Origin of the sequence: Gemmobacter sp. 24YEA27 (assembly GCF_030052995.1) — a bacterium.
Taxonomy (GTDB): domain Bacteria; phylum Pseudomonadota; class Alphaproteobacteria; order Rhodobacterales; family Rhodobacteraceae; genus Pseudogemmobacter.
Window position 1 is genome coordinate 3173663 of sequence record NZ_JASJPW010000001.1, and the last position, 14229, is coordinate 3187891.

At 62.3% G+C, this 14229-nt stretch carries 14 protein-coding genes and 1 pseudogene; 9 read left to right on the top strand and 6 right to left on the bottom strand.

The window, feature by feature from the left end:
• Nucleotides 1-9 precede the first annotated feature (9 nt).
• Nucleotides 10-999 (top strand): hypothetical protein, encoded by a 990-nt coding sequence (locus tag QNO18_RS15765; protein WP_349293868.1) that lies wholly within the window; start codon nucleotides 10-12, stop codon nucleotides 997-999.
• Nucleotides 1000-1299: 300 nt separating this feature from the next.
• Nucleotides 1300-1821, top strand: a complete 522-nt coding sequence (locus QNO18_RS15770; RefSeq protein WP_283178444.1) for a hypothetical protein — start codon at nucleotides 1300-1302, stop codon at nucleotides 1819-1821.
• A gap of 57 nt (nucleotides 1822-1878) precedes the next feature.
• On the opposite strand, the gene QNO18_RS15775 is transcribed toward QNO18_RS15770, so the two are convergent.
• Entirely contained in the window at nucleotides 1879-2790 is a 912-nt protein-coding gene (locus QNO18_RS15775) for a response regulator (RefSeq protein WP_283178445.1), read from the bottom strand.
• A 91-nt stretch (nucleotides 2791-2881) separates the two neighbouring features.
• On the opposite strand from QNO18_RS15775, the gene QNO18_RS15780 reads away from it, so the two are divergent.
• From QNO18_RS15780 to QNO18_RS15795, 4 genes are all read left to right on the top strand, one after another.
• Nucleotides 2882-3058, top strand: a complete 177-nt coding sequence (locus QNO18_RS15780; RefSeq protein ID WP_283178446.1) for a NepR family anti-sigma factor — start codon at nucleotides 2882-2884, stop codon at nucleotides 3056-3058.
• 76 nt (nucleotides 3059-3134) lie between these two features.
• Nucleotides 3135-3719: a sigma-70 family RNA polymerase sigma factor gene (locus QNO18_RS15785; protein ID WP_283178447.1), complete on the top strand. Its 585-nt coding sequence runs from the start codon at nucleotides 3135-3137 to the stop codon at nucleotides 3717-3719.
• Nucleotides 3716-4801 (top strand): hypothetical protein, encoded by a 1086-nt coding sequence (locus tag QNO18_RS15790; protein ID WP_283178448.1) that lies wholly within the window; start codon nucleotides 3716-3718, stop codon nucleotides 4799-4801. The genes QNO18_RS15785 and QNO18_RS15790 overlap by 4 nt, the downstream gene beginning before the upstream one ends.
• 41 nt (nucleotides 4802-4842) lie before the next feature.
• The gene (locus tag QNO18_RS15795; protein ID WP_283178449.1) at nucleotides 4843-5571 is read left to right on the top strand and encodes a sensor histidine kinase; all 729 of its coding nucleotides are present in this window, start codon (nucleotides 4843-4845) and stop codon (nucleotides 5569-5571) included.
• A gap of 170 nt (nucleotides 5572-5741) precedes the next feature.
• Here QNO18_RS15795 and QNO18_RS15800 read toward each other — a convergent pair whose 3' ends face one another.
• From QNO18_RS15800 to QNO18_RS15810, 3 genes are read right to left on the bottom strand one after another with little or no spacing between them, the layout of a single operon-like run.
• Nucleotides 5742-6659 carry a hypothetical protein gene (locus QNO18_RS15800; RefSeq protein WP_283178450.1) on the bottom strand — a complete coding sequence of 306 codons (918 nt, stop codon included), beginning with the start codon at nucleotides 6657-6659 and terminating at the stop codon, nucleotides 5742-5744.
• Entirely contained in the window at nucleotides 6652-7143 is a 492-nt protein-coding gene (locus QNO18_RS15805; protein ID WP_283178451.1) for a phage holin family protein, read from the bottom strand. Before QNO18_RS15805 ends, QNO18_RS15800 begins: the two co-directional genes overlap by 8 nt.
• Nucleotides 7140-7625 (bottom strand): hypothetical protein, encoded by a 486-nt coding sequence (locus tag QNO18_RS15810; RefSeq protein WP_283178452.1) that lies wholly within the window; start codon nucleotides 7623-7625, stop codon nucleotides 7140-7142. The genes QNO18_RS15805 and QNO18_RS15810 overlap by 4 nt, the downstream gene beginning before the upstream one ends.
• 1301 nt (nucleotides 7626-8926) lie before the next feature.
• Here QNO18_RS15810 and QNO18_RS15815 point away from each other — a divergent pair.
• Nucleotides 8927-9724: a lytic transglycosylase domain-containing protein gene (locus QNO18_RS15815; protein WP_283178820.1), complete on the top strand. Its 798-nt coding sequence runs from the start codon at nucleotides 8927-8929 to the stop codon at nucleotides 9722-9724.
• A 606-nt stretch (nucleotides 9725-10330) separates the two neighbouring features.
• Here the strand turns inward: QNO18_RS15815 and QNO18_RS15820 are convergent.
• Nucleotides 10331-10606 (bottom strand): hypothetical protein, encoded by a 276-nt coding sequence (locus QNO18_RS15820; RefSeq protein WP_283178453.1) that lies wholly within the window; start codon nucleotides 10604-10606, stop codon nucleotides 10331-10333.
• A 1056-nt stretch (nucleotides 10607-11662) separates the two neighbouring features.
• Entirely contained in the window at nucleotides 11663-12091 is a 429-nt protein-coding gene (locus QNO18_RS15825; RefSeq protein WP_283178454.1) for a VOC family protein, read from the bottom strand.
• Nucleotides 12092-12418: 327 nt separating this feature from the next.
• Here QNO18_RS15825 and thyA point away from each other — a divergent pair.
• Nucleotides 12419-13314 (top strand): annotated as a pseudogene (gene thyA, locus QNO18_RS15830) (thymidylate synthase).
• 366 nt (nucleotides 13315-13680) lie between these two features.
• Nucleotides 13681-14160, top strand: coding sequence for a dihydrofolate reductase (locus tag QNO18_RS15835; RefSeq protein ID WP_283178455.1), 480 nt, complete (start codon nucleotides 13681-13683; stop codon nucleotides 14158-14160).
• Nucleotides 14161-14229: the final 69 nt, after the last annotated feature.

Below are 14229 nucleotides of genomic sequence, written 5' to 3' on the forward strand. Positions count from 1 at the left end.
GTGGCGCCGGTGCCCCCTGCCCGCCCGTTCAACATCGCAGCCGTGGTGCAACGCGGCCGCCTTGGGCATGAGGCGCTCTTGCTCGCGGCGTCACTGCGCGCGGCGGATCCCGGCTTTCAAGGGCGCCTTTTGCTGGCCGAGCCGCAACCGGGTCCTCTCTGGCCCGAAGATCCGCGCCTGCCAAAAGGCGCGCTTCGCGACCGGCTGGAAGAGCTGGGCGCCGAATTCGTGCCCTTTGACAGCAAGGTCTTTGGCGCCGCCTATGCGATCGGCAACAAGATCGAGATGCTGGCCGCCCTTCCCCATGAGCCTTTCCTCTTTCTCGACACCGATACGCTGGTGACGGGGCCGCTCTCGACGCTGGCGCCGGATTTCTCGCGGCCCTCGGCGTCGATGAAACGCGAGGACACCTGGCCGGTGATTGAGCTTTATGGCCCTGGCTATGCCGAGACCTGGGCCGCGCTTTATGACCGGTTCGGGCTGGATTTCGCGGGTTCGCTGGATCTGTCCTGGCCCGATGAACACTGGCAGCGCTACATGTATTTCAACGCGGGCTGGTTCCTGCATGACAGCCCGCAGGACTTTGGCCGCCGGTTTCTGGATTACGCGGAGACGATCCACAAAGACCGCCCGGCGGCGCTGGTCTGTCAGGAGCTCTGGCCCTGGCTGGATCAGATCGCGCTGCCGCTGGTGATCGCTTCTTTCGGCGGCGGCAGGCCAGGAACCGATCTGGCCGGGCTCGATAGTGATCTGACGCTGCATTACCGCACGCTGCCGCTGTTATACGCCACCGGATCGGACCTGGCGGTGCACGTGCTGGAGACCGTTGCGAAAGAGAAAGAGAACCGCCGCCTGCTGCGCGACTGGGAACAGGCCAAACAGATGGTTTATCAGAACCGGGGCCGCAAGGCGCGGGCGCTGTTTGACCAGAGGGATCTGCCGCGCCGCGAGAAGGTGATCCGCAATACGCTCAGACGCGAAGGGCTCTGGCTGCGCTGAGACGGCTGCGCTGAGCTGCGACCAGGCTGGTTTCGGCGTATGGCCGGCGCCCAAACCAGCATGATTTCGCGCATTCCTTTTCCGATATCGCCCCTGACCGGCGGCCCTTCCCCGCCGAACTCCGTCGAAACTCCTTTGAAATCAGATATATAGAAAAACAGGCATCCGGTTCCCCGTCCTGATCTGCCCCAGCGGCACGGGAACCGGGATGCGGTACAGGGTGTTTTCCCTGCATCTGGAACCGTGCCGCGTAAGACACCGGACATTCCCGGACGCGGCCGCAGAACAGGAGTATTTCGCATGACGTTTACTGTGACCCGGATGAAAACCACCATCGCCGGAACAATGGCAGCCGCCATGACAATGGCCACGCTGGCGCTGCCGGCCTTTGCCGTTGATCGCGCAGATGCTGTGAAAAGCATCGAGGTGACCGCAGATATGGGGTCGGTTCAGAATACCGCCGCAGCCGCATATTGGGCCACGCTCGACAAGGATCTCGAAACCGCGATCCTGACCAAAGTGACCGACCGGATGGGCGATGAAGGCGCCGCGATCACCGTCGATATTGACGAGGTTTCGCTGGCCAGCGGCTTCGCAGAATCGATTGGCCTGGCAGATTCGAAGCTTTCGGGCCTCGTGAAAGTGTCTGACCCGACCCAGCCGGGGCGCGGCGATTCCTATACGCTGACGGTTGACATGAATTCGACACTGCCTGCGCTTGGCGCCGGGTTCGATATCACCTCGCCCGAAGTCGATACCGCCGCCGTCTATGCCGCGATGCTTGACACATTTGCCGCCCAGGTGGTGACAAACCTCAAGTAAAGCAAAAAGGCGCGGGAGCAATCCCGCGCCTTTTCAACCCTTGATCCGTTGACCGGCTCAGCTGTTCAGGGTCTCGGTCGAGGAAAAGAACATTGCCTGGCTCACCGCCGAGCGCACCTGCTCCTCGGTATAGGGTTTGTTGATCAGGAAGGTCGGCTCGGGTCGTTCCCCCGTCAGCAGGCGTTCGGGGAAGGCGGTGATGAAGATCACCGGGATCGACCCAAGATCGGCCAGGATATCATTGACCGCATCAACGCCGGAGGAATTATCCGCAAGCTGAATATCGGCCAGGATCAGATCCGGCACCTTTTGGGCAGCAAGCGCCACCGCCTCGCTGCGGGTCCTCGCAACGCCGGTTACCGCATGGCCCATCGCCTCGACAATGGCGGTGATATCCATCGCGATGATCGCTTCATCCTCGATCACCATGACCTTGCCGAGGATCGAACTGGCCATTTCGGCAAAGGCGCGTTCAACCAGCGCCGTGGCACTGGCAGTGTCAACGCCAAGGATCGCCGCGACCTCGGCCGGGCTGAAGCCCTCGATGGTTTGCAGCAACAGCGCCTCGCGCGAATTCGGGGTCAGCCGCGCCATATGCTGCTGCGCCGCAACCGCCAGACGATCTTCGGCGGCAGTTACCGGGGAATCGGCTTTTTGCCAGACCTCATGAAAGCAGGCGAAAAGCCCGACCTTCACCGAGACCGCCCTCAACACCGGGGATGGATCCGCCAGAACCGCCTCGATTGCGGCAATGGCATAGGCATCGCCGCTCACCTGGTTTCCGGTCAATGCGCGCGCATAGCGCCGCAGATAGGGCAAATCCTGCGCAACTGCGCGGGAAAGATCTTCGCCAGACGTCACTTGCCCGGCGATTTGCCCCCCGGCAGACACCGCAGCCGAAGCATCATCTGCCGCTGCCCCCGTCGCGGCTCCCGAAGGAGCCCGGGCCGGAGCCCTGGAATCGGCCATAAAAAATTCTCCGTTCTGCGTACTTCTTGCGGAACCAAACGCGTCGAAGCCGCGTTTGGTTCCGTAGAGCAATGGCAGGACCACGAAAAAAATGCTACCAGGCAAACCCGCAGTCGCGACAGATCGCTCAGCGATCCGCACTCAGATCGATGAAAATCTGAGGCGGGTTTATGATGAGGTCCTGACTGAAGCGGTGCCTGACCGCTTTCTCCAGCTGCTCGCCCAGCTGAATCCTGATCCGCCTGCCAATGCCGATACCGATAAATGAGCCCGACAAATGACCCGCTTCCGGCCGGACTGCCGGCTCCGGAGCCGCGCAGGACAAGGTGGTAAAAGACAGGGCCATGAAAGATCAGTCTCCTCCCGCTCAGGCCGTACCTGATCCGCGCGAGCAGCTGGCGGCCCTCCTGCCCAATCTGCGGGCATTCGCGATCAGCCTGTCGCGGAATGTGGTTCTCGCCGATGATATCGTGCAGGAGACCATTCTGAAGGCCTGGTCGAATATGGACAAATTCGACCCTGCAACCAATCTCGAAGCCTGGCTCTTCACCATCCTGCGCAACACCTATTATTCGTTCCTGCGTAAAACGCGCCGCGAGGTGCAGGACAGCGACGGCGTCTTCGCTGGCAGCCTCTCTGAGGCCCCGGCCCATGACAGCCGCCTTGCCTATGGCGATTTCCAGCGAGCCTTTGATCAGCTGTCGCCGGAGCATCGCGAGGTTCTGATCCTGATCGGCGCCTCCGGCTATTCAGTGGAAGAAGCGGCGAAGATGATGGCCGTGGCGCCGGGAACCGTCAAAAGCCGCGCCAGCCGCGCACGCAAGCGCCTGTCCGAACTGATGGGCCTTGCCGAGGGCGAGGATCTGTTTTCTGGCATCAGCGGCGTCACCGCTGCCGTGATCAGCCGGCCGACCACACCGGCGACATGAAACTCTTCGCGGCACGGGAGATCACGTCTGGCCTTGCGCTGCGGCTGGCCGCAATGGTTATGATCGCCCTTTTGCCGCTTGGCCTGCTGGCGCTGGCCCAGACCTATATGACAATGCGCCAGACCGACGAGACCCGTCTCGCGGCCTCTGTCGGACGGACCCTCCAGGAAGCACTGCACGAGATCCGGCTGATCCGTGCCTCGCAGGTGACCGCCCAGCTTTTGGCCAGCAGCCTGCGCAATCATCCCGGGGATTGTGCCAGCCGGATCGCTGCCTATGCCACCAGCGACGGGCGCATCTCGCGCGCGGGGGTTGTCTCGGCAGATGGCCGGATGGTCTGCAGCTCTGACGGCAGCACGCGCGATTTCTCGCAGACCGAACGCTTTGCCGAAATCCTTGCCTCGGACCAGCCGCGCATCTTTCACGACCCGCAATGGTCCGACCCCGGGCAATCGGATGTTTCTCTGACATGGCCGCTCGGCGATGCCTCGGACCGGACCGACCCTCGCTCGGAGCAGCCTGAGGGGTTTATCCTGCTCTGGCTCCCCGAAAGCGCGCTGATTGACCTGCCCGATGACCTCGTTTCCCTTCCCGGTGGTACAATACCCAGAACCAGCGACCGACCTCTGGCACTGATCGCAGCCAACGGCGCGGGCGAGGTGATCTATGCCTCGACCGGGATTGCCAATGCCGGGTTATATCTGCCCGGCCAGGCCAGCCTGAAAAGCCTGATCCCGCAGAAAGCCCATAGTTTTTTTGACCATCCCAAGGGGTGGGAAACCCTGATGTACTCCTGGGTGCCGGTCAATCGCGATCTCTTTTTGCTGGGCGCCTGGACCTTGCCGGTCGAGGAAAATTTCCTGAACCGCCATGTGCTGCCCTATCTTTTTCCGGCGCTGATGTGGCTGACCGGGGTTGGCGTGACCATTCTCGGCGTCGAGCGGCTGGTCACGCGCCATGTCCGGCACCTGTCGCGGGCGATGCGCGATTTTACTTCGGGGAACCGGCTGCCCACTCAGGATGTCACACTCGCACGGCCCCCGCCGAAATTGCCAGCCTGGCCGAGGAATATCGCTCGCTGACAGACACGATCCTGCGCGATGAGGCCGAACTGGAAAACCTCGTGCGACAAAAGGATGAACTGCTGCGCGAGGTGCATCACCGCACCGGAAACAGTCTGCAACTGATCGCCTCTTTTCTTCGGATGCACCGGCGCGAGGCCGAGGACGAAACCATGCGCCTTGTGCTTGACGACCTGCATAACCGGGTGATGTCGCTTTCTTCAGTGCATCTCGGGCTTTACCGGATGGCCGGGGGAACCGGGGTCACAGTCGATCTGCTGATGGCCGAAGTGATCTCCAAGGTTGATCTGATCCATGGCCGGGCGGGACTGCAAGGGGCAGTCCAGGCGGATCTGATGCCCCTTCTTCTGCAGTCGCAACAGGCGGTGCCGCTGGCGCTGTTACTGGCCGAGATCCTCTCCTGTTTCCCGCCTTCCGAAGCTGGAAATCAACCGGTACGGATCAGGCTGAGCCATGGCCGCGCCGAAGATCAGCCGGGGCCTGCATCCTCCGAAGTCTCAGGGCCCGACACGAAGGTCGTTACTCGCGCGGGCACTGAAATCGCCCGGCTTGAAGTCTCCGGTGCCATTTCCGCGCGGGGCCGCCTGACCGGAGAACATGCCGGCGCCCCTTCTGTAATCGGCGCAAGGCTGATCCGCGGATTTGTCACGCAGCTGCCCGGCGACCTGCAAATCATCGAAGACAGCGCGCGGGTCCGGGCAGTGGTCACCTTTGCCTTCGATCCGGCGCTGACGCAGGTGCCAGAGATCGCCGCCGCCAGTCGCGCCTGACTGACCCACGGCGCGCGCGCCTGAGCGCATCCCGTCCGGAATCAGATCGGCCCCCCTCCCTCACCGGAGAGCGACCCGAAACACGGCCCGGGCAGGCGCCCTTTCGCAACTGAGCCACCTCTGAGCCCCAGTTGAGCCCCAGTCTGACGGCAGAAAGCGAGCCATGCCCCTCAGGCCGCGCCCGCATCCTTATCGCGCAAGGCCGCCTCCGCCGGTGTTTCGTCCCGCCGTGTCGCGGTGCTTCCAGCCCGGGAGACGGTCTCGTCCACCACCGATCGCAAGGTCGAGGTCAATCTTGTCACAAGCAGGCTGAGCTGTTCCAGATCATCACGCAGCTCCTCGCGCGCTTCGGCCTCTTCCGTTCCGGCGTTGTCAGGGCCTCTCGCTGCCGCGTCTGATGATGGCTGGCCCCGCGACAACAGGCTGGCGACAAAGCCACCGGCCCCCGTCAGTGCCGCTCCGGCCGTGACAATCTTCCCGACCCGGCCAAGCATTCCACCATTCTGCCCGGATGCGCCGGACCCGCCCTTGCCGAATTCGCGCCTGCAGGCGGCCTCGCGCGCGGCCAGCGCCGCAGCGCGGGTCTCGGCATCCAGCCCGTCCAGGCCCTGGCCGATTTCCTGGCGGATCGCCTGTTCCAGCGAGGCCGCGATATCTTCGAGACTGTCACGCGCCGCAACCTCATCCAGCGCACCGCTGTCTCTGGAGCGCTCCACCCGGGCGCGCAACCGGTCGGCCTCCTCCCGCAATGCGGCGATCCCTTGCAGCCATTCCGGTCGCGCCGCACGCGAAGACGACGAGCGGCGGCGAATTCCGCTCCAGGTGAGCCAGGCCAGCCCCGCGCCGGCCAGCGCCGCCGCACGCGGATTGGCCCGGATGGCAGCGCCTGCCGCCTCGATCACCGGCATCACCGCCGCGCCCGGCGAAGCGGGATCCGCATGTCCTGACGCATCCGGGCCTGCTGCACGGCCCTGGCCGCCCCCGAAAAACCTTGTCATATTGAAATTTTGTTTAAGCGCCGCAATGGCCTCGGCCAGATCCTGGCGGCTGCGGGCGATCTCTTCACCGATCCGGTCCCGATCATGCATCTTCCGTTCCTCCACCAATGGGTCCCCGTTCACGTGACCTCCGCTCACCGGAAACCCGCTCACTGGAAACCCGCTCGCCGGCTGGCGGTTCCTCGGCCGTGCCAGGCTGAAGTGCTCCGCCCCGCGCGAAGATCTCGCGACGCGCGAAATAGGAGGCGTGGCTGATGCGGCGCAATTGCCACCAGATCAGACCGGCGGCGATGAAGCACAACCCCAGCCCCAGCACCAGCGAGGACCAGACCGGTGCCAGCCCCGCCATGACGAGGAGCGCATGACCCGCCGCTGCCAGCTGGACAAGTCCCAGCAAAACCAGAGCAAACCCGATCAGAATGACCACCAGTGCCCGGATCACGATCAGCGCGATCTCGCGCGCCTCGGCCTTGCGCATCGCGATCTCGCCGCGCAAGAGACGCATCGCGGCACCCGCGATCTGAAGGATCAGACCACCAGGCGTCGCCTCTTCACTTTCCGGAGCGCCGCTCAATCCCTGCGATCTCCGCGCGGCGTCAACAGTCGCGCAAGGGCAAAGCCCGCCAGAGCCGCACCTGCCATGAAGACCCCGGGATGGCGCTTTGCCATATGCCGCAGATCGGCCGCGATCTCACCGGCAGTGCTGCCTTTCAGCCGCGCCGCCGCATCGGACGCAACCTCTGACGCGCGCGCCGGGATATCACGGGCGTAGCTTTCGGCAGTGGAGGCGGCCTTGCGCAATTTGTCATTCAGTCGCTCGCCGGATTCGGTCAGGGCGTCGCGCGCGGCATCGCGGGCGGAAGCTGCCCGTTCCAGCACCGCTTCACCGGCTGCGCGCGCCGGCCGGCTGATCCGCCGCAGAACCTCCTGCCCGCTGTCCTGGACGCTTTCGGCGGCATCAGTTACGGCTTCGGCCATGGTCTTTGAGGCACTGGCCTGTTTGCCAGACCGTCTGGCTGACGCTTGCCGCGGGGGTTGCTTGGGGGATTGTGCCATTTCAACGCTCCTGTCTTCGGGTTTCGTCTTCCGGTCCCGGCCTTTGCAGATGTGGCCGGTCAACCTTCACCGCAATCCTATTGGAGACAATTCGGGGTCTCCTGTCGCCAGAAGATCGGCATGCAGGCTGTCTTTCGCCGATCCGGAGCCTCAACATCGGCAATTCACCCGGGTTTTGCAATTGTGGATTGAGCCACAGTCCCGGCTAAAACACCCATTGGATGAAAGAATTCAGAATACTACTTTTTTGACTTTTACCGGGAACCGCCCCCGCTGCACCGCGTTAACGATTTAACAGAATACGGAGCAGACTAAAATGCACAACCCATTGGCCAGGCTGGATAATACGGTGCTGCAACCGCATAAAGGATCATGAGAGGGTGAAGGTGGCGAAAATATGTATCGGCGAGGATTTGCCGGCTTATCTTTCGGATTACCGCAGCCATGGAACCCCCTTCTTCACCGATCTGCGAGGGATGGTCATCGGCGGCAAAGCGCCGAATCGAGCTGCCCCGACCTGGTCACACAACTCGGGGTCACACAACTCGGGCTGAATTCCTGAAAAACGGAGAATTACAAAGGCGTCTCCACCGCCCGCTGTCGCGCGGCCCGTTGGCAGGCGCCGGTAAAAGAAAAGATGTGCTTTCCCGCCCCCAAAGGCACAGGTTCAGAGCATATCCAAAATCCGCAGCCAGACCCCAGACTGGCTCGGTCGCACCCCCGGTCAGGGAGGCGAACAGGACGCGGCTTTCGGCATTACGAGTGTTTTTTTATGTGCCAGTCTCCGAAAGCAACGACCATGAAACGACGGGCCCGGTCACGGGTAATCAGTGCGATTTTTTTCAGTCGCCGGGCCCGTCACCTTATCTCGCGCTGTTGCGCGAGATAGCCTGAGGCCGCTGTACCTCCACTGTGTTCGGTTGTGTGACCGGGGGGCAGCGGCCTTGTATTTTTGCAGCCTTGTGTTTTTCCGGCGCAACTTCTCGCAGCGCCCCGGCCTGGCCGGCAAGAATCCGGGAATCATTCTCGCTGCATCAGGGCCAGATGGCGCGCGCAAACTTCGGTTCGGAACGGCATCGGCCACGATCGCCCATCATGCGATCGGCCGGGCTTTCTGCATATTGTGGTGCCGGCATCCGCCGATACGACAGTATCCGGAATTCCCGACCCCTGCCAGCAATCTGCTCAGCTCCTGGCAATAATGTGAGAACACTCACGCCGGCAAATGCTTGATTATGTGCGCAATCACACTAGACTTGAGCGAAATCCAGCCAGCAGGTGAACAAGTGCGCCTTAATAGTATTCTCAGCGGCCTTTCAGCAACGAGCGCGCTGCTCATAGCTCTCTCCTCTCCGGCTCTCGCGGCTTTTTGCTCAGACAGCGGCGGCCGCTATGAAGAGTGGAAACCTGTTATCGCCAAAGAGGCCCGTGCGGCCGGCGTCGGAGAGCGTGGAATCCAGGCCCTGATGGGCAGCTCTTATTCCAAGGCCACGATTTCGGCAGACCGGAACCAGAAGAGCTTTAAATATTCGCTTGAAAAATTCATGCAGGTGCGCGGCGCCGATACGATCGTGAAACAGGCGCGGTCGCGTAAGGCGAAGAACGCCGATTTCTATGCCTCGATCGAGCGGCAATATGGCGTTCCGGTCGGCGTACTTCTGGCCATTCACGGCATGGAAACCGCCTTTGGCAATTATATGGGCGATACCAATGTGATCTCCGCGATCGCCACGCTGTCCTATGACTGCCGGCGCAGTGACTTTTTCACACCGCATATGATTGCTGCCCTGATTCTGGTTGATCGCGGCTCGATCAGCCCGCAGAGCATTGGCGCAAAACATGGCGAGCTGGGCCATACCCAGTTCCTGCCCGGCAATGCGCTGCGCTATGGTGTTGATGGCAATGGCGACGGCAAAATTGATCTGAACAATGTGACCGATGCCCTTGCTTCTACAGCGAATTTCTTGCGCCAGAAAGGCTGGCAGCCCGGTCAGGGTTATCAGGAGGGCCAGCCGAATTTCGCGGTGATCCGCGAATGGAATGCCGCAACGGTCTATCAACAGGCCATCGCCATCATGGGCAGCCGCATCGACGGCTGAGCCGGGGGCTGACAGCACGGGGCCCCCGTGCTGTTTCCACCTGCGCCATGACGCGGTGGTGATGCGCCTTTGCCGGTTACGCCCGCCCTACTGATACGTCATATAAGAATACGCCTGCCGGCAGAGAAAGACGATCAATCAGAGTGGCTTCTGTCACGCATCACCGTTTGCAAATCCTGCAAAGGTGGCGCTCCCTCAGCGGCACCGCCGGCGTGCTCTTCAGACGGACAGACTGCTCTGCCGCAAAAGCCATTCCGCCAAGACCGTCAGCGCTGCGATGCAGCAGGCAGATTAGCGTGCGATCGCGGCCTTTCCCGGGTCACCAGCTGCACAGGCCTTCTGGAAACGGCAACAGCGCCAACATATTTCCCTCTGCAGTCGCCACATTACCGGTGACAGTCATCTTATGGCCTCGCCCGATGGCCTGGCCAAAGCGGTCATTCGCCTTGTTTGAAGAAATCGAGATCAGGCTGCTTCACTGCGAAAGGGCCACCCTTCCCGTCACAGCCGGGCGATGCGGCGGCACGGCGATTGCCCGACCGAGGCGGCTTGTGCGGCGCTGACCTGATCGCGCGCGAGAACTTCAGGTCTGACGCATGCTCCGTGTCAGGTAGTCGCATCCGGCAGCCAGTTGTCGCCGCGATTGCACTCCCTTGCATCCCACACGGGCAGCCACTCCGGCGCGGCGCGCGACAGACCAGCAGGTTCAGGCTCAGCCGGGAACTCACGGTCCGGCCCGAAAGCCTCGCGCCCCGGCCGCAGCTCGGCGGTGAGCACCTGTTTTCGTCGCCACCTGCGCCTTTCACGCGGGCTTTTCCATGTCAGGTTAAAGGCTCTGCCCACCGAAGAAATGGCTTTCCGGCAGCCGGACAGAAAGCGCAATTCTCGAGCCTCCCGGAAAGCTTTCCTCTGCGATCAGAACCAGCGCCCCGTACTCATCCGCCATGGCCCGCAAGGCGCCAGGCCTGATCTGGCCCAGTTCCTGCACCCTTTCGATGCAGCTGAACCGGAAGAGGTCGCCCGGTGAACAGAGACGTTCGGCACGACATAATCGCAGCAGCCGCCGCGCCGCAGCATTGTCGACACATGATGACCCAGGCGCCAATATCCTCATGGGTGACGGCAACCGGGCGTTCCGGCTCCGGCGCAGAATGGTGCAAAACACTGCGTTAAACCTCGATCCTGTGGTTCAATGCCGATGTGCGATGCCCCGATCGCCGCAATGATCCGAGCCCAGGCATAGGGATCGAAATTCTCTGGAAACAATCCTGCAGCGCGCGCAGTACAAAGCCTGCCACCCCACCAACCGCCTTCGCCGCAAAAGTGCGGTACCCGGCAAGCCTGGCAGCGAGATTTTAACAACTGGCTGCTTTTCTCTCACCCAGGGGTATGGAACAAGATGAATCCCGCCCTCGCCGCTGCCGCCAGGCTGGTTCGGCCGGTCGTGCACCGGCGGCGACGACGTCACGCGCCAGATCTCTGACATGGCGACCGCATCAGTGAACCCAAAGGGTTCCCCATCGCCCCGCCGCAGCCTGGACCTGGTGACCTTGCCCGACCTTACGGCCAGATGTCGCTGCCCTGCGGCCGTTCGTCGCCCTTCAGCGGCACCAGCAACGGCTATTCGCCCGGCTTATCCGGCGGCAGATCGGCCACCAGCAGCAAACAGAAGGTCGCGGCCGGATATCCCGACCAGGGCCAGCCCGACCCGAAACGCGCGCTGCTGAAATGGCGTCATCCCTGGCCGGTCCGGCAGCACTACCATTCAGACCGCATAGGCCGAGACCGCTCCGGTCAGCGCAAAAGCCCGCGACGCGTGACCGGGCCAGGAAAACGGATCTGGCGCATGATGCCCAGCCATACTCAACCCAGCTGACAGAAAAGCCCGGTATAGCAGCGCCCCCTGACCTGCCGCAGATCAGGGGGCGCTTCACAGATTTACCAGTGACCGATATTCTGCTTCGAGCTCCAGGGCTCTGCCGGCGGCAGCGCGCCGCCCTTTTGCAACAGCTCGATCGAGACATTGTCGGGGCTGCGCACGAAGGCCATACGACCATCGCGCGGGGGGCGGTTGATAACCACGCCATTGGCCTCGAGATGCGCGCAGGTGGCGTAGATATCGTCAACCTCATAGGCGAGATGCCCGAAATGACGGCTGTCCGAGGGCAGCCCGTCATCGCCATCCCAGTTGAAAGTCAGCTCGACCGGGCAGTCCGGCTGGCCGGGCGGCGCGAGAAAGACCAGCGTGAAGCGGCCACCCTCATTATCGATGCGGCGGGTCTCTTCCAGCCCGAGAAGCTGGTAGAATGCCATGGATTTTTCAAGGTCCAGCACCCGGACCATGGTGTGAAGATAGCGGATCGTCATCCTGATTTCCTTTGCCAAAGGGTGTGTTATGGCTAACACGGCACGGGGCAAGGCGACAGACGGGATTTCCCACCGATGTCCCGCAGCCGGCGCAGTGGCGCATAACTGCAGAGCCGCACCGCCCTAAGTCTTTGCGCAAAAATGGCAATTTGTAGCGCAGGCAGGTCGCGGCTTCCCGCCCCTGGATCTGTGATATTGCCGAAGCCTGCGGGCCTGCCTATAGTCAGGGGACCTCAGGCCCCGTGGCCCGCGTGCATCCCCCTGTCGGCTGTCGAACGGCGGCCCCCCGGGCCAGACCCGTCACCACCTCACCAGGAAAGCCCCGCAGTGCGACACCCGGAATATCAATATCTCGACCTCATCGACCGCATCTTGAAAAGTGGCGATGAGAGGGTCGACCGGACGGGTGTCGGCACGCGGTCAATCTTTGGCGCAATGACCCGGTTTGACCTGTCTGACGGGTTCGCGCCCATCCTGACCACGAAAAGGGTCTATTGGAAAACCGCGATCAAAGAGATGCTCTGGTTCCTGAAAGGCGGCACCAATATTCAGCCCCTCCTGCAGGACAATGTGCGGATCTGGACCGACTGGCCGCTTGCGAAATACCGCAGGGAAACCGGCACGGCGATCTCTCAGGAGGAGTTTGAGCGCCGCATCATTGAGGATGACGATTTTGCGAAAACCTGGGGCGAGCTTGGCCCGGTTTATGGCAAGCAATGGCGCAGATGGGTCGGCTCAGATGGGCGCGAACATGATCAGATCGCGACGCTGATCCATACATTGCGGACAAACCCTTCGAGCCGCCGGATGCTGTTCCACGCCTGGAATGTGGGGGAGCTTGAAGAGATGGCGCTGCCGCCCTGCCACATGGTCTATCAATATCATGTCACCAGCGATGGCAGACTGAACAGCCTTTGTTTTCAAAGATCTGCCGATCTGCTGCTGGGGTTGCCTTCAACTGGGTCGGGGCTTCTGCCCTGCAACTGATGATCGCACAACAGGCGGGGCTGAAACCCGGCGAGCTGGTCTGGTGCGCGGGCGATGTCCATTTGTATCTCAACCACCTGGACCAGGCCCGGGAACAGCTGCAAAGAGAGCCCCGCGAGATGCCGAAGCTGCGGATCATTCGCGAGGTTGCGCGCATTGAAGACTATCGGATCGAGGATTTCGAAGTCGAAAACTATGCGCCGCATGCGGTTATCAAAGCCGAGGTCGCGGTCTGAACCTTTGCTGCATCGCAGGGCTTTTCTGCGCGCCGCCGGACGCGGCGCACAGATCTCTCTCAGACTTCATACGGGCCTCACGGCACGGCTTCCCCAGGCCCGCGATGTGGCCCTCGCAGTTTCGGCTGCCCCGAAACACACTTATACCTCAACAACATTTGCACCGGCTGTCGGGCAGGGAGATCACAGTGAAATCAGGACATTCCGGGCGGGTCAGAGCGCCCTTCACCATTGCCCACCCGCCCCATATGCAGGCGCGCGCCCTGCACAGCATCCGTAAAGGGGCGGTGAGACCCTGCCTGTTCCCGTTGGCGTCTGCCTCATAGCACCCCTCATCGGGCACGATTGCGCCAAAGGCGGTGTTCCGTGCTGAGCCTTATCGTTGCCCGATCGAAGGAAGGCGCTATCGGCCGCGACGGCGATATTCCCTGGCACGCGCCCGAAGATCTCGGCTTTTTCAAGCGCGAAACACTTGGGGGCGCGGTGATCATGGGGCGGCGCACCTGGGAAAGCCTTCCATTCAAGCCTTTGAAAAATCGTGATAACATCGTCGTCTCTTCGACGATGGAAGCAGATTTCGCAGTCCCGTCGCTGGAAGAGGCCCTCGCCCGCGCCATGGCGCTCGGGCATCGCCGGATCTATGCGATTGGCGGCGCCAGCATCTATGCGGCGGCGCTGCCGCTGGCCGACCGGCTGCTGATCACCGAGGTCGATCTCTCGGTCTCCGATGCCGATACGTTCTTCCCGCGTTTCGCCCCCGAGGACTGGCGGCTGGCGGGCTCGCAGGATCTGCGCCGCGAGGCACCGTCATGCAGGCTGGATGAATATCTGCGGCGCCAGCGCTGAAGCTGCCCGCAGCTGGTATATCCGGGAAAGACAGAACCCTGCCAGGGCGGAGGCCCCTTCCGGGACCGC